This is a genomic window from Pannonibacter sp. (assembly GCF_051860505.1).
In the GTDB taxonomy this organism is placed as follows: Bacteria; Pseudomonadota; Alphaproteobacteria; order Rhizobiales; family Stappiaceae; genus Pannonibacter.
The window spans coordinates 61,783-81,409 of record NZ_JBHYDX010000015.1 but is presented as its reverse complement, the minus strand read 5'-3'; the positions used below and the strand labels follow the sequence as shown (position 1 = coordinate 81,409).

Annotated in this window: 15 protein-coding genes; 7 read left to right on the top strand and 8 right to left on the bottom strand. The window is 63.7% G+C overall.

Annotated elements, in window-relative coordinates; genetic code table 11:
* Window positions 1–93: 93 nt before the first annotated feature.
* From ACTIFE_RS12150 to ACTIFE_RS12130, 5 genes are all read right to left on the bottom strand, one after another.
* Complete coding sequence (locus ACTIFE_RS12150; protein WP_439529420.1) at window positions 94–702, bottom strand: FMN-dependent NADH-azoreductase; 609 nt, start codon at window positions 700–702, stop codon at window positions 94–96.
* Between the two features lie 176 nt (window positions 703–878).
* Complete coding sequence (metH, locus tag ACTIFE_RS12145; protein ID WP_439529419.1) at window positions 879–4,610, bottom strand: methionine synthase; 3,732 nt, start codon at window positions 4,608–4,610, stop codon at window positions 879–881.
* A gap of 540 nt (window positions 4,611–5,150) precedes the next feature.
* Complete coding sequence (gene metF, locus ACTIFE_RS12140; protein ID WP_439529418.1) at window positions 5,151–6,065, bottom strand: methylenetetrahydrofolate reductase [NAD(P)H]; 915 nt, start codon at window positions 6,063–6,065, stop codon at window positions 5,151–5,153.
* Window position 6,066: 1 nt separating this feature from the next.
* Window positions 6,067–7,077: an ArsR/SmtB family transcription factor gene (locus ACTIFE_RS12135; RefSeq protein WP_439529417.1), complete on the bottom strand. Its 1,011-nt coding sequence runs from the start codon at window positions 7,075–7,077 to the stop codon at window positions 6,067–6,069.
* 499 nt (window positions 7,078–7,576) lie between these two features.
* Window positions 7,577–9,031, bottom strand: a complete 1,455-nt coding sequence (locus ACTIFE_RS12130; RefSeq protein WP_439529416.1) for a hypothetical protein — start codon at window positions 9,029–9,031, stop codon at window positions 7,577–7,579.
* A 157-nt stretch (window positions 9,032–9,188) separates the two neighbouring features.
* Between ACTIFE_RS12130 and ACTIFE_RS12125 the strand changes: the two genes are divergently transcribed.
* From ACTIFE_RS12125 to ACTIFE_RS12115, 3 genes are all read left to right on the top strand, one after another.
* Window positions 9,189–9,821 (top strand): MOSC domain-containing protein, encoded by a 633-nt coding sequence (locus ACTIFE_RS12125; RefSeq protein ID WP_439529415.1) that lies wholly within the window; start codon window positions 9,189–9,191, stop codon window positions 9,819–9,821.
* A 27-nt stretch (window positions 9,822–9,848) separates the two neighbouring features.
* On the top strand, window positions 9,849–10,241 hold the full coding sequence (locus ACTIFE_RS12120) for a RidA family protein (RefSeq protein ID WP_439529414.1): 393 nt from the start codon (window positions 9,849–9,851) through the stop codon (window positions 10,239–10,241).
* Between the two features lie 187 nt (window positions 10,242–10,428).
* Complete coding sequence (locus tag ACTIFE_RS12115; protein WP_439529413.1) at window positions 10,429–10,686, top strand: hypothetical protein; 258 nt, start codon at window positions 10,429–10,431, stop codon at window positions 10,684–10,686.
* On the opposite strand, the gene ACTIFE_RS12110 is transcribed toward ACTIFE_RS12115, so the two are convergent.
* Window positions 10,683–11,003 carry a DUF2293 domain-containing protein gene (locus tag ACTIFE_RS12110; protein ID WP_439529412.1) on the bottom strand — a complete coding sequence of 107 codons (321 nt, stop codon included), beginning with the start codon at window positions 11,001–11,003 and terminating at the stop codon, window positions 10,683–10,685. The two genes, ACTIFE_RS12115 and ACTIFE_RS12110, sit on opposite strands and share 4 nt — an antisense overlap.
* A gap of 322 nt (window positions 11,004–11,325) precedes the next feature.
* On the opposite strand from ACTIFE_RS12110, the gene ACTIFE_RS12105 reads away from it, so the two are divergent.
* On the top strand, window positions 11,326–11,958 hold the full coding sequence (locus ACTIFE_RS12105) for a helix-turn-helix transcriptional regulator (RefSeq protein ID WP_439529411.1): 633 nt from the start codon (window positions 11,326–11,328) through the stop codon (window positions 11,956–11,958).
* Between the two features lie 3 nt (window positions 11,959–11,961).
* Here the strand turns inward: ACTIFE_RS12105 and ACTIFE_RS12100 are convergent, their stop codons facing one another.
* Window positions 11,962–12,891 (bottom strand): LysR substrate-binding domain-containing protein, encoded by a 930-nt coding sequence (locus ACTIFE_RS12100; RefSeq protein WP_439529410.1) that lies wholly within the window; start codon window positions 12,889–12,891, stop codon window positions 11,962–11,964.
* 645 nt (window positions 12,892–13,536) lie between these two features.
* Between ACTIFE_RS12100 and ACTIFE_RS12095 the strand changes: the two genes are divergently transcribed.
* The gene (locus ACTIFE_RS12095; protein ID WP_439529409.1) at window positions 13,537–14,445 is read left to right on the top strand and encodes a DUF2336 domain-containing protein; all 909 of its coding nucleotides are present in this window, start codon (window positions 13,537–13,539) and stop codon (window positions 14,443–14,445) included.
* Between the two features lie 286 nt (window positions 14,446–14,731).
* Entirely contained in the window at window positions 14,732–17,014 is a 2,283-nt protein-coding gene (locus tag ACTIFE_RS12090; protein ID WP_439529408.1) for a mechanosensitive ion channel family protein, read from the top strand.
* 272 nt (window positions 17,015–17,286) lie between these two features.
* Here ACTIFE_RS12090 and ettA read toward each other — a convergent pair whose 3' ends face one another.
* Complete coding sequence (gene ettA, locus ACTIFE_RS12085; protein WP_439529407.1) at window positions 17,287–18,939, bottom strand: energy-dependent translational throttle protein EttA; 1,653 nt, start codon at window positions 18,937–18,939, stop codon at window positions 17,287–17,289.
* 477 nt (window positions 18,940–19,416) lie between these two features.
* Here ettA and ACTIFE_RS12080 point away from each other — a divergent pair.
* A partial coding sequence (locus ACTIFE_RS12080; protein ID WP_439529406.1) for a hypothetical protein occupies window positions 19,417–19,627 on the top strand: 211 nt, incomplete at its 3' end.

Genomic DNA, 19,627 nt, shown 5'->3' with positions numbered 1-19,627 from the left:
AACCGCGGGTCGAAACAGAATGGCCACCGCAGGAACTGCGATGGCCATAAATTATGAGCAATTCCTCAGGACGGCTTGGCGCCGTTTCAGACCTCAGGCGGCCTGAGTAACCGCGTCTTCGATTGCGGCGAGCGCTGCGGCGCGCTTGGCCTGACCATCCATCATCAGCTGATCGGCCGCGATCACCGTCACGTCGGTGATGCCGATGAAAGCAAGGACCTGCTTCAGGTAGGGCGTTGCGAAGTCAACGGCGGAATTGACCGGGACGCCGCCGGAGGCGACGACCACATAGGCCTTCTTGCCCTTCAGCAGGCCTTCCGGACCGCTTTCCGTGTAGCGGAAGGTTTCGCGGGCGCGGGCAACCAGATCCACCCAGGCCTTGAGGCTGGCCGGAATGCCGAAATTGTAAACCGGGGCAGCGATCACGAGGATATCGGCAGCCTTCAGTTCGGCCACCAGGGTGTCGGACAGGGCAAGCTTGAGCTTCTGCTCGGACGTGCGCTCGGCCGGATCGGTGAAATTGGCACCAATCCAGGCTTCATCGACCACCGGCAGGCCGGCTGCAACATCGCGGGACAGGACCCGGGCAGCGCGATGGGTGTCGAGCAGGCGGGTCACCAGAGCGTCGGTAAGTTCACGGGTCATGGACCCGGCCTTGCGCGCAGAGGCGTCAATCTTGAGAATGGTCGGGGTAGCAGTCATCGTCTGATCTCCTGATGATCCCCGGGGAAGGCCGGGTGTTCATGTCGAGATCAATATAGACCGTCCCACCTCAGAGACTATTCGCCGGATCGTGAACAGTGTGTTTGCGGCACCGCAACACGTGGGGGCAAGGCAGGCGCAGGCGGACCCGGCGTCGGGCCCGCCTGACAGGACACTCATTCAGCCGCAGCAACCTTGCGGTTCGGGTCATAGTTCAGGATCGGCGAGAGCCAGCGCTCGGCATAGGCCAGGTCCCAGCCCTTGCGGTCGGCGTAGTCGGCCACCTGGTCTGCCTCGATCTTGCCGACGCCGAAATAGTGGCTGTCCGGGTGGCTGAAGTAGAGGCCCGACACGGACGAGCCGGGCCACATGGCGTAGCTCTCGGTGAGCTGGATGCCTGTCGCCGCCGGCGCATCCAAGAGCCGGAACAGGGTTTCCTTCTCCGTGTGATCCGGCTGGGCCGGATAGCCAGGCGCCGGACGGATGCCCTGGTATTTCTCGGCGATGATGTCCTCGTTCGAGAGCGTTTCGCCGCTCGCATAGCCCCACAGGTCCATACGGACGATCTGGTGCAGCTTCTCGGCAAAGGCTTCCGCCAAACGGTCGGCCAGCGCCTGGCTGAGGATCTTGTTGTAGTCGTCGCCCGCCTTGGCGTAGCGCGCGGCAAGATCATCCTCGCCATGACCGGCGGTGACGGCAAAGCCGCCGACCCAGTCGGCCACGCCCGAGCCTTCCGGCGCGACGAAATCCGACAGGGCGACGTTGGCGCGGCCGCCGGCAGTGCGGGACATCTGCTGGCGCAGGGTGAAGAAGGTCGCCAGTTCCTGACGGCGGTCCTCCCCGGTGAAGAGCACGATGTCATCGCCGCGCGCCTGCGCCGGCCACAGACCGGCGACGCCCTTGGCGGTCAGAAGCTTCTTCGCAACGATCTCGTCCAGCATGCGCCGGGCATCATCGTAAAGCGCCCTGGCGGCCGGGCCGTAGCGGTTGTCGGTCAGGACAGCTGGATAGCGGCCCTTGATCTCCCAGGTGGAGAAAAACGGCGTCCAGTCGATGAGCGGCACCAGGTCTTCCAGCGGAAAGTCGTCGAACCGCGTGAGGCCCAGCTTGCGCGGAGCGAGCGGCGCCTTGCCAAAGTCACAGCGGAAGGCATTGGCGCGGGCGTCCGCAATGGACGTGCGCGGACCACCGCCACGCGCCGCAGCATGGGCTTCGGCGATTTCGGCATATTCGGTCCGCACCTCGGCGTAGTAGGGCTCACGCTGGCCTTCGCTCATCAGCCGCGAGGCGACACCCACAGCGCGGCCTGCGTCAGTGACGTAGATGGCCTGGCCCTTGGCGTAGTTCGGATGGATCTTCACCGCCGTATGAATGCGGCTGGTCGTGGCCCCGCCGATCAGCAGAGGGACGTTCATCCCCTCGCGTTCCAGTTCAGCCGCGACATGGCACATTTCATCGAGCGACGGCGTGATCAGGCCGGACAGGCCGATGATGTCGACCTTCTCGGCCTTGGCCGTTTCCAGGATCTTCGCCGCCGGCACCATGACGCCGAGGTCGATCACCTCGAAATTGTTGCACTGGAGCACGACGCCGACGATGTTCTTGCCGATGTCATGCACATCGCCCTTGACCGTCGCCATCAGGATCTTGCCGGCAGAGGACGAGCCTTCCTGACCGGAGAGGCGCTTTTCCTCCTCCATGAAGGGCATCAGATAGGCCACGGCCTTCTTCATGACGCGGGCGGACTTCACCACCTGGGGCAGGAACATCTTGCCCGAGCCGAACAGGTCACCGACGACATTCATGCCGTCCATCAGCGGGCCTTCGATCACGTGCAGCGGGCGGTCAACAGTCTGGCGCGCCGCCTCTGTGTCCTCGACGACGAAGTCATCTATGCCGTTGACGAGTGCATGCTCCAGCCGCTTGGCGACCGGCCATGTGCGCCAGGTGAGATCGGCTTCCTTCTTCTTGCCCCCCTCGCCCTTCCAGCGCTCGGCCGCTTCCAGCATCCGGTCGGTGGCCTCCGGCGAGCGGTTGAGGACGACGTCCTCGCAGAGGTCGCGCAGTTCCTTGCTGAGATCATCATAAATAGCCAGCTGGCCGGCGTTGACGATGCCCATGTCCATGCCGCGCGTGATGGCGTGGTAGAGGAACACCGAGTGCATCGCCTCGCGCACGCCCTCGTTGCCGCGGAAGGAGAAGGAGAGGTTCGACACGCCGCCGGAGACGTGGGCGTGGGGCAGGTTCTCGCGGATCCAGCCTGTCGCCTCGATGAAGTCGACGCCGTAGTTGTTGTGTTCCTCGATACCGGTGGCGACGGCGAAGATGTTCGGGTCGAAGATGATATCTTCCGGCGCGAAGCCGACCTCCTCCGTCAGCACCTTGTAGGAGCGGGCGCAGATCTCGGTCTTGCGGGCGAACGTGTCGGCCTGGCCCTGTTCGTCGAAGGCCATGACGACAACGGCCGCACCGTAGCGGCGCACGAGCTTCGCCTGGGCGATGAAAGCTTCCTCGCCCTCTTTCAGCGAGATCGAGTTGACGATCGGCTTGCCCTGGACGCATTTCAGTCCGGCCTCGATGACGGTCCACTTGGAGCTGTCGATCATGACCGGAACGCGGGCAATGTCCGGCTCGGCGGCAACGAGGTTGAGGAAGGTGACCATGGCGGCTTCCGAGTCCAGAAGCCCCTCGTCCATGTTGATGTCGATAATCTGCGCGCCGCTTTCAACCTGCTGGCGGGCGACGTCGAGCGCGGTCGCGTAGTCGCCTTCCTTGATCAGCTTGCGGAAGCGGGCCGAGCCGGTGACGTTGGTGCGCTCGCCCACGTTGACGAACTTGATCTCCGGCGTCAGCACGAAAGGCTCAAGACCCGACAAGCGCATCAGGCGCGGCACGTCGGGGAGCTTGCGCGGCGCCTTGTCCGCGACAGCCTCGGCAATTGCCTTGATATGCGCGGGCGTGGTGCCGCAGCAGCCGCCGACGATGTTGACGAGACCGGAGGCGGCGAACTCGCCGACGAGGCGGGCCATGTGTTCCGGGCTCTCGTCATATTCGCCGAATTCGTTCGGCAGGCCGGCGTTGGGATAGGCGCAGACGAGGGCCTGGGCGATGCGCGACAGGTCGGCGACGTGCGCGCGCATTTCCTTGGCGCCGAGCGCGCAGTTGAGACCGATCGACAGCGGATCGGAATGGCGCACGGAATACCAGAAGGCCTCTGCCGTCTGGCCGGACAGGGTGCGGCCCGAGAGGTCGGTGATGGTGCCGGAGATCATCACCGGCAGCCGCAGGCCCTTTTCCTCGAAGACTTCGTCGATTGCAAACAGGGCAGCCTTGGCATTCAGCGTGTCGAAGATGGTCTCGACGAGAATGATGTCGGCGCCGCCATCGATCAGGCCGCGGGTTGCCTCGGCATAGGCGATACGCAGGTCATCGAACGAGACAGCGCGATAGCCGGGGTTGTTCACATCCGGGGAAATGGAGGCGGTGCGGTTGGTGGGGCCGATGGCACCGGCGACAAAACGCGGCCGCTCCGGCGTCTTGGCGCTGACGATGTCGCAGGCCTGGCGCGCAAGCTTCGCGCTCTCGAAGTTCAGCTCGTAAGCCAGCGCCTCCATGCCATAGTCGGCCTGGGCGATGGTCGTGGAGGAGAAGGTGTTGGTCTCGACGATATCCGCACCGGCCTCAAGATAGGCGACGTGGATGGCGCGGATGTCATCGGGACGCGTCAGGCTCAGGAGGTCGTTGTTGCCCTTAAGGTCCTGCGGCCAGTCGGCGAAACGCGCGCCCCGGAACGCGGCCTCGTCGAGCCGCAGCGTCTGGATCTCCGTCCCCATGGCGCCATCCAGCACAAGGATGCGCTTGGCGGCAGCGGCATGGAGCAGGTCGAAGGCGGCGGACTTCTTCAGCATGGGTGTGTTCCAGTTCCTGTCACGCAAAAGGTCCGGCGGGCCGGACCTGACATTCGGTGTCGTCTGTCGCAGAGTTTCGCATCCGCGCCTGACGTTTTTATGGGCGCTGCAGTCCCGGGGAGGACGGGAGCGAGGCACCGGTTCCTCTCCCCTTTTTCAGGGGACGATGGCGATCACAGTCTGGCCCCGGTCTCTCTCCCCCCTTGAGGGGGAGATGCCCCCGGCAGGGGGCAGAGGGGGGTAGCTGCCTTTCTCGTTACCTGGCCCGTTACCTGGCCCGTTACCTGGCCCGTTACCTGGGAGGTCGTCGCCTGTTGAAGCGCCGATACCCCCCTCTGTCTGCTGCGCAGACATCTCCCCCTCAAGGGGGGAGAGGGACGCTGCGGCGTTCCTCAAGCTGTTCCCTGACTCCGCGCTTCTATTCGCTATTCATGAGACTTGGAGGCTCCGAGCCCCCCCACCCCTACCCCTCCCCACGAGGGGGAGGGGGGCTGAGAGGCCTCAGTACACTTCAAGGTCCAACATGCGGGCCAAAACCCGTCACGCCGCCTGGCGGGCGCCTTCGGTCTGGCCCAGCCCCAGCATGTGGCAGATGGCGTAGGTCAGGTCGGCGCGGTTCATGGTGTAGAAATGGAAGTCGTTGATGCCGCGATCGACCAGATCCATCACCTGTTCATAAGCAACGGCCGCCCCAACGAGCTTGCGCGTTTCGGCGTCCTCGGAGAGGCCGGCGAAGCGGCGGGCCAGCCAGTGCGGGATCGAGGTGCCGCACTTGGCCGAGAACACCATGGTCTGTTCGAAATTGTGGATCGGCAGGATGCCCGGCACGACCGGGATCGAGAGGCCAGCCTTGGCGATACGCTCCAGGTAGCTCTCGAACAGGTCGTTGTCGAAGAAATACTGGGTGATGATGCGCGTCGCGCCGGCATCGACCTTGCGTTTCAGATTGTCGATCTCGACGCTCCAGTCAGCGCTTTCGGGATGGCGCTCCGGATAGCCGGAGACGGAAATCTCGAAATCGCCGACGGCGCGGATGCCGGCGATCAGATCGCAGGCATAGGCGTAGCCGTCAGCGCGCGGCTGGTAACGGGCACCCAGGCCCTCCTGCGGATCCCCGCGCAGGGCCACGATGTGGCGCACGCCGATGTCCCAGTAATCCTGGATGACCGCATCGACTTCGGCGCGCGAAGCCCCGACGCAGGTCAGGTGAGCGGCCGGCAGCAGGTGGGTTTCCTTCAGCAGGCGCTCCACCGTGCGATGGGTGCGCTCCCGCGTCGACCCGCCGGCGCCATAGGTGACGGAGACGAAGGACGGGTTGAGCGGCGCCAGCCGTTCAACGGTGGACCAGAGCGCCGCTTCCATCTTGTCGCTCTTCGGCGGGAAGAACTCGAAGGAGGCGGAAATCGGGGTGCGCTCGGCGAGGCGCGAACGACGGGCGAAAGTCGAGGCAGTCATGTTACGCAACCTCACGGGTTAGATCGGCGAGCGGAAGATCGGTGACGATGCGCGGATCGCGCGCCAGCCACAGGGTGACGGTGAGCTGCGACCCGTCAGCGGCAGCGGGCGACAGGTCGGTGACGAGTTCGACGTTCAGGTCGAGGGCATCGAGCCAGCGCGCCATCTGATCGCGGGAGAAGCCGAGGCGGCGGTGGGCATGGCCTTCGCGCAGGAACTCAAGATCATGCGGGGCGAAGTCGACGATCATGAGACGGCCACCGGGACGCAGCGCGCGCGCGGCCTCCGCCAGGGCGCGGGCCGGATCATCGAGGAAGTGCAGCACCTGGTGCACGGCGACCACATCGAAGGAGGCCGGCGGCACATTCAGCGCATAGATGTCGCCATGGCGAACCTGCGCCCGCGACAGGCCCAGCTCGGCCAGCTTGGCGCGGGCGACCGTGAGCATGTCATGCGAGGCATCGACACCGAGCGCCGTGGTGTAGCGGTCGGCGAACAGTTCCAGCAGGCGGCCGGTGCCGGTGCCCAGATCGAGGAAGGAATGGAACGGCCGGTCGCCCAGGGCGCGCAGCATCGCCGCTTCCACATCGCTCTCGGCAATGTGCAGCGAGCGCTCCTTGTCCCAGTCGCGCGCCTTGGCGGCGAAGTAGGCGGCGGCCTCCTCGGCCTTGGCCCGGCGCAGGGCATCGAAGCGGGTGGCATCCGCATCCAGCACAGCATCGGACGGCAACAGGCGGGCGACCAGATCACGGGCAAGATCACCGGCAGCATCTTCCGCAAGACGATAGAAAACCCAGGACCCTTCCGGATAACGGCGCACCAGACCCGCCTCGGCGAGCAGCTTCAGGTGACGCGAGATGCGTGGCTGGCTCTGGCCGAGAATGGCGGTCGCGTCCTTCACCGTCAGTTCACTTCGGGCAAGAAGCGCCAGCAGCCGCAGACGGCTCGGCTCCCCCGCAGCCCTGAGGCCCGAGAGAAGGTCATCAATCGCAAGATACTGGGGCTCGTTCATTCCGCTCACATCAATAGCTGATATAAAGATATCTTTATACGAGATCGAAGCTCGACGCAAGCCACCATGTCCGTTCCGCCGGCGCGTGGCAATGCCGCAGCGTTCAAGTGGTTGAGAAGTGCTTAATGCAAAATGGCAGGTGCGCGGTCGCCTGCATGCTGCAGCGCATCACCCACACCATAAACGGAAACCCTCAAGCGATTCTTATGACTCGTTCTTTTCCACCTTGTTGAACTTGAGGATGCGGGCGAACCAGAGCCGCCGGCGTTGCGGCTGACCGGGAACTTGACGCCCGCGCTTGCCGTGCCACGTGAGGAAAAGCACCGGTTTCCGGGGTTCTGCCCGGATGGCGAAGGGATGGAGCGATGATTCACTGCATGAAGCAGCTCATCCGGCGAGGAGGCCATGGGGCCGCCTCACCGGATGGCGCGAAGTGGTTCTGAAGACTCGGCTTTTCGCTGCCACCTCATCCGGCGGATCAGGCCGGGCTCACCCTGCCTCAGAGCGGCACAGGACCGGGAAAAGGCGGCGGCGTGGCACCGGAGACCCAGGCAAGATCGGCTGGCCAGAAATAGACCGTGCCTGTCGGGTCCCAGGCGCCGGGGGCGGTGAGACTGGTGCCGGCATCAATCTGACCGTCGCGGACCCAGATGTAGTGACCCGGCCCGAGGCCAGAAAAGACCATCTTCGTCCAGTCCGGCAGGGCGGGCAGGAAGCCGCCGAAGGCACCGGAGGCATTGGCCGGATAGACCCAGTTGCCGATGCGGATCGGCCCGAGCGCGCCGCTGCCGGCACCGATGCCGAACTGGTAGGTGCCTGCCGTGGGCTGGTTGGCAGCAGAGCCGGCAGGGTCAGCGGAATAGCCCTCGGCCATCGACTGGGACAGGACGGAGACGACAATCGGCTCTGACGGATCGGCGGTCACCAGCACCTTCAGGTTATCGTCGGCATAGGGGTAGCCATAGGAGTTGCTGCCCGCGTGGATGACCTTTGCGTAAGGATTGCCGTAGCCGGTGGCAAAGGGCACCTGCCCTGCGAACTGGGTGCTGTCGTTGGGCCCTGTCGTGGTGAAGTAGCCCTCGTTGAGGCCGATCATCAGATTGCGGAACAGCGAGTTGGTAATGACCTGCTGCGCCGGATCGCCGAACGGATCATTCGCGGCTGTCCTGTTCTGCGGATAGATCTGGCCGTTGAAGGTGAGCGTGCCGCCGTCGCAACGATAGATGATGGCGCTGGTGAGGTTTGCCGCCGTGATCTGCAATGTATCGCCTGCCGCGCTGGTGAGACTGACCACCGGGTCGAAGGCGTTGCCGGGGGCAAGGAACGACCCGGACATGGTGAGCGCTGCACCGCCGGCGGGCGTGTCGGATGTCAGCAAGAGCGGCGCGCTGGCAATGGTCAAGGCATCGACGTAAGGATCGAAGGGGCGGTAGGCCTGTGGCGCGATGGTCGGGCCCGCGATCATGGTCTGCCCTGTCCAGGCCTTCAGAACGGCCGTCAGGCCGGCAGGGCCAGGCACCAGCGCGGAGGTCTGGACTTGCGTCATCAGCGTCGAGACGGGCGTCTTGAAGCCGAGGGAAAAGGGCGAGCCGCCTGTCAGCGTGCCGGCAACCGACAAAGGCAGCGCCAGCAGGTCGACGTTGGACAGGTTGAGCCAGACGCCTTCGTCACTGGCCGTGCGGGTCAGTTCGATCCAGCCATAACAGGACGAGCCATAAGGGACCGGCGGATTGGGAAAGGGCTCCAGCCCCACGTAAAGCCGGCCGCTGGTGATCGTGGTGAAGCTGATTTCCGCCCCAGGAATGTCGGACAGGGCCGTCATTGTGTTCGCCGCGATATTGCCAAGCCCGGTGACGTCCTCGGCGGTCAGGAGCACGTAGAGGGCGGACTTGCGGTCGGTGACGGGGCGAAGATCAACGAGCGACAAGGTGATGCTGGCAAGCGGTGCGGCCATGGCGGCGGTCTCCTCGGACTTTGGGCACTGTCCCTTGGACGCCTGCACTGATCGGATGTGATGACCGACTGTGATGACCGAATGTGAAAACCGGGGCGCTCTGGCCCCTGCTCTCTCGCCACGCTATAGCTTGCCGTAAACATAGAAGGAGCCAAGCATGGCAGACGCAGCACATGATCAGCGCGAACACGGTTTTCCCGAAGGGCTGGTCCGCACACCCGGACGCCGGATCAAGGGTATCGTCGAGCGCGTGCTGGCAACTGCTTCTCCTGATGACTTCCGCACCCACGATGTCGAGACACTGCCCCTGGCTTTCGAAGGCATTGCAGGGGATCGGCATGCCGGATTCACCCGCCGTTCGGGCGGGCGCGAGCCGTGGTATCCGCGCGGCACCGAGATGGTCAACGAGCGCCAGATCTCGTTGCTGTCTACCGAGGAACTGGAGGTCATCGCCAGCCGCATGGACCTGCCGCGGATCGATGCCGGCTGGATCGGCGGCAATATTCTCGTCTCCGGCATTGCGCATTTCACGTTGGTGCCGCCGCGCACGCGGCTGGTGTTCGAGGATGGCGTCGTGCTGCGCGTGGACGGCGACAACGTGCCCTGCCGCATTGCCGGCAAGGGGATCGCCGAGCACTATCCGGACCGGGAGGGCCTTGACCTCCTGTTCCCGCAGAAGGCCCGCAACCGGCGCGGGCTGGTTGCCTTTGTCGAGAAGCCGGGCGTCATCCGTCCGGGCGAACTTGTGACGGCCCATATCCCCGAACATTGGCTTTATCCGCAGGCTTGAACCAGGAACTCCCGCGAAAGGACCGAGATGCTTCCGATCCACCACATGATTCCGGGCGGCCCGCGTCCGGTCGCGCCGTTCTCCCATGCGGTCGAGGCCGATGGCTGGGTGTTTGTCACCGGGCAGATGCCGACCGATCCGGAGGCGCCGGACGCACCACTTCCCGAGGGCGTAGCCGCCCAGACCGCGCGGGTGATGGAGAACCTCAAACTGGTGCTGGCCGGCATCGGCCTTGGCCTCGAGCATGTGACGATGGCCCGCGTCTATCTGACCGAGTTCGAGCGCGACTACGCGGCGATGAACGAGACCTACAGCCGTTTCTTCATCCCCGGCCGCTTGCCCGCCCGCACATGCATCGGGGTCACCGGCCTTGCTGTTGGTGCGCTGGTTGAGATCGACCTGATCGCGCGCAGACCCTGAGCGCGCGCAGCCCCTTAGCGCGCGCAGACCCTTTGCGCTCTGGCACCGAGACGACCAATACCCTGTGGCGCCCTGCCGCAGGGCATCGCGCCGCAGTGACCTCGCCGCCGTCAGCAGCCATCTACGCAGTAGCGCGTAAGCAGTTTCCCTGCAGTGCCTGTGTTTGCTCTGACCCCCGAGGCCCATCATGTCTGCCGTTACCACCGCGTCCAGCCACAAAACCCCGCCGATCCTGCTGCTGCGCATCCTGATGCTCGTGCCGGTGTTCAACTTGTTCCTGCGCGAGGCGATCCATGGCTCGGACGAGGACCGGCTGTGGTTTGCCTTCAACATGGTGGTGCTGTGGCTTCTGGCCATTGCCGCCTTCGGCTACCCCGCCATCATCCTTCCGGCGCTCGGGCTGGTTGCCATGGCCTTCCTCTGGATCCTGGAAACCGTACGCTAGATCCCGTCGCCAGCGTCCTCCTCGCCGATGCGACGGGCGCAGCCCCAGTCCTCGAGCACCTCGTTCATGGCCGGGGCCACGAAATAGCGCGCCGCGTCCCGGTCATACCCCTCGTCCAGCAACGTGTCATAATCGGTATGCTCATGCCGGACGTGACTTGCCAGAACCTGCCAGACAGCAATCGACACCGGCAGATGCCGCAAGTGGCCGACCTGTGCGGCTTCAAGGATGGCCGCCGCGTCCAGCATCGGAATGCGCGGCGCCATGGCCCGCAAGGCCTTGCGCATGTCCTGTTGCCGCTTCGTGCCTTGCGCCATTGCTCGCCGCCCCCGCCTCGCCTGCTCCCGGTCTAGGGGAAAGGCCGGCAGAAGGCGAGCCCCGCCCCGCCATTGTGCCAACCTCCTCATCTGCAAACACATCGCGGCGCAGATACCCAGGCAACGGAAGGGGCCGCCTGCGCCATATCCTCCCCGTTCCGGCCAGGAACCGGCGAGAGGTGAACAACGACAGCGCAAGCCGGAAACGGTGAAGAAGGGTCATGACGCACCTATTAAGAAAGATTTTTCTTACTTAATATGAGGCGTCGAATATGAAAAGAGAAAACTTTTTATATCTCTCCATCCGTGCTAGAAGACAGACATGTCCGATCGTACAAGAACCCGTCTCCTCAACGCCCTCAAGGGATCCGGCCCCCAGACCGCTGCCGACCTCGCCGCAACGCTGGCGGTTACGCCCGTTGCCATCCGCCAGCATCTCGACGGGCTGGCCGGGGAAGGCCTGGTCGATTTCGAAGATCAGAAAGGGTCGGTTGGCCGTCCCCGCCGCGTCTGGGCCTTGACAGCCGCAGGCCATGCGCGCTTTCCCGACAATCATGCAACGCTGGTCGCCGGGCTGCTGGGTGGCCTGCGCCAGATTTATGGCGAAGAAGGCCTGGACCGCCTGATTGCCCTGCGCGAGCAGGAGGCCGAAGCGGTCTATGGCGCCGAACTGGACGATGCCCCGGACGTTGCCACGCGCCTCGAGCGGCTTGCCGCGCTGCGCAGCCGCGAAGGTTACATGGCCGAAGTGGAGGAGGACGGCACGGGCGGCTGGCTTTTCATCGAGAACCACTGTTCCATTTGCGCCGCCGCAACGGCCTGCCAGGGCTTTTGCCGCTCTGAACTGGCCCTGTTCCAAAAGGTCCTGGGCCCGGGAACCGTGATCGACCGATGTGAACATCTCCTGTCCGGCGACCGCCGCTGTGTCTACAGGGTCACGCCGGTTGCAGCCTGAGACCTAGGCGCCCGGCGCATCCAGATCCGGCACCGCAACCCCAAGATCACTGAGGGTTTCGGCAAATGTCTGGCGCAGCGTCTCGAAGTCCTGCCGGCGCGGCGAGGACTTGCGCCAGACCAGCCCGACCATGCGCGCAGGCTGAGGATCGGCAAAGCGCAGCAGCGCAACCCGGTCATCGCGCACCTCAACGTCGGCGCAGATCTCCGGCAACAGGGTCACGCCATATCCGGCCGCCACCATCTGCATGACCGTCGCCAGACTGGTCGCGCCAAAGGCAGAGCGCCGCCCACCCACAACCGCCTGGCAATAGTTCAGCGCCTGGTCCCGCAGGCAGTGCCCCTCCTCCAGCAGCAACAGATCCTGCTGGCGGATGTCATCGACACTGACCCGCAGCCGTTCATCAAGGTCGGGCCGGTTGTGCACGGCGAGCAGGAACCTGTCCTGAAACAGCGGCATCACCACGAGATCAGGTTGCGAAACCGGAAGCGCCACGATGACCACGTCCAGATCGCCGTCGCTGAGTTCAGCCAAAAGTTGATCCGTCAGCGTCTCGCGAAGGGTCAACTGCAGGTCCGGATGACTGGCCTGCAGCACCGAAAGCACGCGTGGCAGCAGATAAGGCGCAATCGACGGAATGATGCCCAAGCGCAGCGGACCACTGAGCGGCCGCCCCCGATGCCTGGCGTAATCTGCAAGATCACGCACATCCGACAGGATCCGCCGGGCCCGGCGCACCACTTCCTCCCCGTCCGCCGTCAAGCGCACGGCCCCGCTGCGCCGTTCGACAAGGGCAAGGCCGAGTTCCAGTTCAAGATCCCGGATCTGCATCGACAGGGCCGGTTGGGACACCGACACGGCCTCCGCCGCCCGGCGGAAATGCCGGTGCGTGGCAAGGGCATCAAGATAGCGAAGTTGGCGAAGTGACAGCATTCGATAAAAATAACTGATCGACGACGCAAATCAATCCGATTGGACCTGATCGGCCCAAGCTGGCACCTTGCTGCCGGTTCGTTTGACCCTGATGGCGCAAGCCAGACGCGTCCGAACCGGCTCCTCGCATGTTTCTACCGACAGGGCATCGCCCCCGCGTGATGCGAAATCTGCCGGTAACCATGTTTCCATTTTGATGCCCGACTTCAGGGGCGATCTGCGGATCGCCCCTCTTTTTTGGGCCAGGTCAGCCCCGCGCAGGCCCCGCCGCCCGTTCGGGAAATGGCTCCAGATTGGCGCAAGTCTCCCATCCTACCAAAGCATAACAACCAAGATCTGGAGACATACTCGATAAAAATTGAACAAAATATCGATCAAAGAAGTATAATTTCAACGCATACAGATTTTTCTTATCTTTAAAACTGCACACTAGAAGGGTCACATGTCCAAAGGGCCGGGTGATTTCGAATGGTGGAAGCTTATAAGACTGAGCTCGTGAATTTTCAGGATCTATCAAGTGAAACAAGTGCAGACAGACGAGCGGAACTAGCCCGCCATGTCGCCGTGCTGTTTTCGTTAACTTCAGAGAAATGCACCGACGAGCAGGTCGATATCTACGACTCCGTCCTGCTGCGTCTGGTTGACATGGTAGAAACAGAAGTACGCCGTTTCGTTGCCGAACGGCTGTCAGAGCTGCGCCGGGGGCCGGAACGCACCATCCGCCAGTTGGCAAGCGACGAGATCGACGTTGCAGAGCTGATCCTGCGCCGGTCCCATGTCTTGCGCGACCGTGATCTGGTCGACATCGCAGACGTCCAGAGCAATGCGCACAGGCTTGCCATTGCACAGCGCGAGATGTTGTCGGAAGAGGTCACCGACGTGCTGGTAAAGCGCGGCGATATCCGGGTGAAACGCCGGGTAGCTGCCAATCAGGGTGCGACGTTCTCTCCCGCAGGCATGGCCGGACTGCTGGAAGCAGCGTCTTCGGACCAGCCCCTGCAGCTCGCCCTCAGCGACCGCACCGACCTCGCCGAGGACCAGATCCAGGAACTCGTCTCGGTGGCCACCGAAGCTGTTCGCCAGAAACTGGCCGGAACGGCGGCGGCGGCTGATGCCGAGAAGCTGCCGCAGGCTGCCAGCATTGCCGCCCAGCGCATGTCAAACGACTACTGGCTGAGCCGCTATGACTTCGAGACCGCCCGCGGCCGGGTCATGACCATGGCCCGCGATGGCCGCCTGACCGAAGCGACCCTGCGCTGGTTTGCCGCCGATGACCGTTTCGCCGAAGCGGTCGTGGCCTTTGCCTGCCTGACCCGCATCGGCCTGCACGAGGCCAGCCACTGGATGGTCCGGCTCGATGTCGACCCGTTCCTAACCGTCGCCAAGGCGCATGGCTTTACCCCGCTGACCGTGGCGACCTTGCTCAAGGTCGGCCCCTGGCGGCACCGGCTGTCGGTTCAGGCCCGCGCCATGGCCCTGGCCCAGTACGAGGCGATGCGCCCGGACGAAGCCCGCCAGAAGCTGGCGCATTGGGACGACATGGTCACTCACTGACGCCAGGCAGTTGGGGCCGTTGCCGGTGGCCGGCCCCGTCAGCAACGCCGGATGCAGCGTCCTGTTTGCACGAGGCCCCTTTGCCCTTTCGGCACAGGAGCCTTTTGCCGTGTATCAGCCCCACTGGCATCCACCCCGCTTTCACCGCCGCAAGCCAGGGCCAGCTTGTTTCCCAGCCCCATTTCCGCTTTTATGCCGCGTGGTTACAAGGGGGCGCGACGCGATGACCGGTTCGGTGCAGGCAAAGGGTGGGCAGGCTTGCCCGCCACAAGGCATATCCAATCTGATGCGCTCGCTGTGGAGGAGAGGCCTCCTTGCCCTCCTGGTTCTCCTGAGCCTCGCCGCCTTGCCTGTCCGGGCGCAGGAACAGCAATCGCCCGCCAGCGCAGCGGGCCTTGCAGCAACGCCGCAACAATCCGCCGCCTATGACATTTCGGCCTACGACCAGTTGTCCAAGGACATGGGCCAGACCATGACCGAGACGTTCCAGTTGCGCGGAGCAGTGCAGCGAATCCTCGCAGAACTGCCCGAACTGCCGGCCAGCATCACTGCGACCCTGCGCGCCATGTCCCCGGATGGCAGCCTCGGCTGGCTGTGGAGCGCAATCCTTGTCACGCTTCTCGCCATTCTGGCCGGAACCGGCACGAAGCTGATATTCCGCCGGTGGGCCAAGGCGGTTTACCTTGCCCGCTTTGCCCGGCATCCAGAAACCCGGACGGAGAAGATCGCCTTTCTTCTCGGCCGAGGCGTCGTCATGGCCCTTGAGATCATCACATTCCTGCTTGCCGCCTGGCTGGTTGCGGTGATGCTGCATGAGGAGACGGAGGCGGCCCGGATCACCGTGATGACCGGGCTGTCCGCCTATACGGCCTGGCTCGCAGCCCGGCTGATCTTTTTCAACGTCCTGGCCCCGGACTCCGCGCATCACCGGATGCTTGCCCTCAGCGACCAGGCCGCTAACGGGCTCTACAACGCACTCCGCGCCGGTGTGGGCATCTCCATCCTGCTGCTGGCGATCTGCCTGTGGATGTCGAAACTCGGTCTTGATGCGGACGCCCACAAACTCGCCCTCGTCGGCTCGGCGGCGTTCTCCACGCTCGTCCTGTCGGCCATTGCAGTGCTGTGGCGCATGGACGTTGCCGGTGCCATCCTGGGCGCGGAGGAGACAGACACTGTTGCTCCGGTGCAGTTCATCGCCCGGATCTGGCATGTGCTCGCGATCCTCTATTTCGTCTTCGCCTTCGGCATGTCGTCTGTCCGCATCCTGCTGGACCAACCGTTTGCCATCGGACTGGTGGCGGCCCCGGTGCAATCGCTGATCGCAGCGCTGGTTCTCTATGCGCTTCTGCTGCTGGTGATCGACCGCCTGCTTCCCCGCCTTGACACAAGGCGTGCACAGGCCGCGCTCGTCAGTGACATCGAGCGCAGCGCCGAATCTTCGGGAGAGGCGCGCGACGAGGCCGCGAACGCGTCCCAGGCCGAGGCCGAGGCACTTGAAAACGAGGCGGCCCGAGCCCCCTACCGCGAGTTGCTGGACCATGGCGCCGGTGTGCTGACACTGGTGTTCTCAGCCTGGCTGCTGCTGCAGGCCTGGGGCATCTCGATCCAGGACAAAAGCTCGATCATCGGCAACACGATCGAGATCGCGATTGTCGGTTTCCTCGGCTACATGGCCTACCAGGCCGTCGAGATTGCCGTGGCGCAGGCCATGCGGCGCCAGAAGCCGCCAGGTGATGCCCATGGCGGAACCGAAGTCGAAGTGGGCGGCCAGGGTGACTCGCGCCTGTCGACGCTTCTGCCGATCTTCCGAAACTTCCTGCTGATCACGATCGTCGTCATCTCCGGCATGCTGATCCTGTCGCAGATGGGCATCGACATCGCCCCGCTGTTCGCCGGTGCCGGTGTCGTAGGTCTGGCCATCGGCTTCGGCGCGCAGACCCTGATCCGGGACATTTTCTCCGGCGCGTTCTACCTGATCGACGACGCTTTCCGCAAAGGCGAGTACATCGACATCGGTGGCGCCAAGGGCACGGTGGAGAAGATCTCGATCCGCTCGATGCAGTTGCGTCACCATCGCGGGGCCCTGACCACGGTGCCCTTCGGCGAGATCAAGCACGTGCAGAACTACTCGCGCGACTGGGCCATCATGAAGCTCGCCTTCCGCGTCACCTATGACACGGACACGGAGAAGATGCGCAAGATCATCAAGAAGTTCGGGCAGGAACTGCTGGACGATCCCTACTACGGGCCAATGTTCCTCGATCCGTTGAAGTCGCAGGGCATCCTGTCGATGGAAGACAGCGCCATGATCGCCCGTGTGAAATTCATGTCGAGGCCGGGCAAGCAGTTCGAATTGCGCAAGGTGATCTATGCCGGCCTGCAGGAGCTGTTCGAAAAGAACGGCATCCACTTTGCCCACCGCGAGGTAACCGTGCGGGTTGCCACAGAGGACGGATACGTGATCCCCAACCCGACCCCAGCGCAGATCGCCGCTGCCGGAGCGGCCGTTTCAGGCAGCCTGGACGGGGCAACGGATGGCGCACCGGCGGCGGGACAGCCGGCGCAGTGATCCATCGAAATGGAGACAAAAACCTGGGGCCAGCCCCGGGATCGTCTTGTAGGCAAGCCGTACCCTCACGTCCGTCATCCGGCCAAGCGAAGCGCCGAGCCGGGACCGGAGAGCCGAGGTCTCACGATTTCATTGAACCAGAAGCCGAAAGGCTTTGGCTCTCCGGTCCCGGGTCTCCGCTTCGCTGCGCCCGGGATGACGATTGAGAGACTACAAGCAGGCAAAAAAATCCCCGGGGCCTGCCCCGGGGATTTGTCTTTTACCGTGAAGTCTCAGCGGGTCAGCGGCTTGTATTTGATGCGGCGCGGATCGGCGGCATGGGCGCCGAGGCGGCGGACCTTGTCCTTCTCGTAGTCCTCGAAGTTGCCCTCGAACCATTCCACATGACTGTCGCCCTCGAAGGCGAGCATGTGGGTGGCCAGACGGTCGAGGAACATGCGGTCGTGCGAGATGACCACGGCGCAGCCGGCGTAGTTTTCCAGCGCGTCTTCGAGCGCGGCCAGCGTTTCGGTGTCGAGATCGTTGGTCGGTTCGTCAAGCAGCAGCACGTTGGCGCCCTGCTTCAGCACCTTGGCCAGATGCACGCGGTTGCGCTGACCACCGGAGAGGTCGCCCACTTTCGCCTGCTGTGCCGGGCCCTTGAAATTGAACGAAGAGCAGTAGGCGCGCGAGTTGATTTCCTTGTCGTCGAGATAGATCACCTCGGCGCCGCCGGAAATTTCCTCCCAGACGTTGTTGGTCGGGTTCAGCGCATCACGCGACTGGTCGACATAGCCAAGGCGCACGCTGTCGCCGACGATGATCTCGCCCGAATCCGGCGTTTCCTGGCCGGTCAGCATGCGGAACAGGGTCGACTTGCCGGCACCGTTCGGACCGATGACGCCGACGATGCCGCCGCGCGGCAGCTTGAACGACAGGTTGTCGATCAGCAGCCTGTCGCCAAAGCCCTTCGAGACGTTCTTCAACTCGATCACGTTGGCACCGAGGCGCTCGCCGACCGGGATCATGATCTGCTCGATCGACGGGATACGCTCTTCCTGCGCCGACAGCAGGTCCTCATAGGCCTTGATACGGGCCTTGGACTTGGTCTGGCGACCCTTCGGCGACATGCCCATCCACTCGCGTTCACGGGCGATGGCACGGCTGCGCGCCATGTCCTCGCGGCCTTCCTGGACCATGCGCTTGGTCTTCTTTTCCAGATAGACCGAGTAATTGCCCTCGTAGGGAATGCCCTGGCCACGGTCGAGCTCGAGAATCCAGCCGGTGACATTGTCAAGGAAGTAGCGATCGTGGGTGATGATCAGCACGGAGCCCTTGAACTCGCGCAGGTGGCGCTCCAGCCAGTGGACGGTCTCGGCGTCCAGATGGTTGGTGGGCTCGTCGAGCAGCAGGAGATCCGGTTCGCTGAGCAGCAGCTTGCACAGGGCAACGCGGCGGCGCTCACCGCCCGACAGGTTGTCGACCGGGCTGTCAGACGGCGGGCAGCGCAGGGCTTCCATCGCCATCTCGACCTTGCTTTCAAGGTTCCAGAGGTCTTCGGCGTCGATGATGTCCTGCAGCTTGGCGCCTTCCTCGGCGGTTTCGTCCGAGTAGTTCATCATCAGCTCGTTGTAGCGGTCGATGATGGCCTGCTTGTGCGCGACGCCTTCCATGACGTTCTCAAGAACGGTCTTGGTATTGTCGAGCTGCGGCTCCTGTGCCAGATAGCCGACCTTGGCGCCCTCGGCGGCCCAAGCTTCACCGGTGTAGTCCTTGTCGAGGCCGGCCATGATCTTCAGCAGGGTCGACTTACCCGCACCGTTCGGACCGAGGATGCCGATCTTGGCGTCCGGGTAGAAGGACAGGTGGATATTGTCGAGCACCTTCTTGCCGCCCGTGTAGGACTTGGAAAGACCATGCATGTGGTAGATGAACTGGCGCGCCATGGGGCCTCGCGTCTCCGTGCTTGAATTGGGAATCCGGGGATCTTTGGAGCGCACTATTACGGGAGATTGCCTCGCCGGGCAATGGGCGAGGCGACCAGCGTGAATCGCCACACGCGCCGATCTCTCCTTCGTCATGCCATGACTTGATCATGGCATCCACGCCGATCCCTATCGGCACGGAGAACCTGTCGGAGGAAAACCACGCAGCGTCACAGAGATGCCTTGCTCAAGGAGAGGGCACGGCATGGATGCCATGGTCGAGCCATGGCATGACGAAGGATGGGGTTGGGATTGGGGCGCTCGTTTTGTTTCGAGCCGCCAAAAGCTGAGCGATCCGGTTGGGGGCCACCAACTCTCGATTTCGTCATGCCATGACTTGATCATGGCATCCATGCCGATCCCTATCGGCATGGAGAACCTGTCGGAGGATAACCACGCAGCCTCGCAGAGATGCCTTGCTCAAGGAGAGGGCACGGCATGGATGCCATGGTCGAGCCATGGCATGACGAAGGATGGGGTTGGGATTGGGGCGCTCGTTTTGTTTCGAGCCGCCAAAAGCTGAGCGATCCGGTTGGGGGCCACCAACTCTCGATTTCGTCATGCCATGACTTGATCATGGCATCCATGCCGATCCCTATCGGCACGGAGAACCTGTCGGAGGATAACCACGCAGCCTCGCAGAGATGCC

Coding starts and splice junctions, on each gene's coding strand:
- ACTIFE_RS12150 (WP_439529420.1), bottom strand. CDS start 702: ATGACTGCTACCCCGACCATTCTCAAGATTGACGCCTCTGCGCGCAAG.
- metH (WP_439529419.1), bottom strand. CDS start 4,610: ATGCTGAAGAAGTCCGCCGCCTTCGACCTGCTCCATGCCGCTGCCGCC.
- metF (WP_439529418.1), bottom strand. CDS start 6,065: ATGACTGCCTCGACTTTCGCCCGTCGTTCGCGCCTCGCCGAGCGCACC.
- ACTIFE_RS12135 (WP_439529417.1), bottom strand. CDS start 7,077: ATGAACGAGCCCCAGTATCTTGCGATTGATGACCTTCTCTCGGGCCTC.
- ACTIFE_RS12130 (WP_439529416.1), bottom strand. CDS start 9,031: ATGGCCGCACCGCTTGCCAGCATCACCTTGTCGCTCGTTGATCTTCGC.
- ACTIFE_RS12125 (WP_439529415.1), top strand. CDS start 9,189: ATGGCAGACGCAGCACATGATCAGCGCGAACACGGTTTTCCCGAAGGG.
- ACTIFE_RS12120 (WP_439529414.1), top strand. CDS start 9,849: ATGCTTCCGATCCACCACATGATTCCGGGCGGCCCGCGTCCGGTCGCG.
- ACTIFE_RS12115 (WP_439529413.1), top strand. CDS start 10,429: ATGTCTGCCGTTACCACCGCGTCCAGCCACAAAACCCCGCCGATCCTG.
- ACTIFE_RS12110 (WP_439529412.1), bottom strand. CDS start 11,003: ATGGCGCAAGGCACGAAGCGGCAACAGGACATGCGCAAGGCCTTGCGG.
- ACTIFE_RS12105 (WP_439529411.1), top strand. CDS start 11,326: ATGTCCGATCGTACAAGAACCCGTCTCCTCAACGCCCTCAAGGGATCC.
- ACTIFE_RS12100 (WP_439529410.1), bottom strand. CDS start 12,891: ATGCTGTCACTTCGCCAACTTCGCTATCTTGATGCCCTTGCCACGCAC.
- ACTIFE_RS12095 (WP_439529409.1), top strand. CDS start 13,537: ATGGTAGAAACAGAAGTACGCCGTTTCGTTGCCGAACGGCTGTCAGAG.
- ACTIFE_RS12090 (WP_439529408.1), top strand. CDS start 14,732: ATGCGCTCGCTGTGGAGGAGAGGCCTCCTTGCCCTCCTGGTTCTCCTG.
- ettA (WP_439529407.1), bottom strand. CDS start 18,939: ATGGCGCGCCAGTTCATCTACCACATGCATGGTCTTTCCAAGTCCTAC.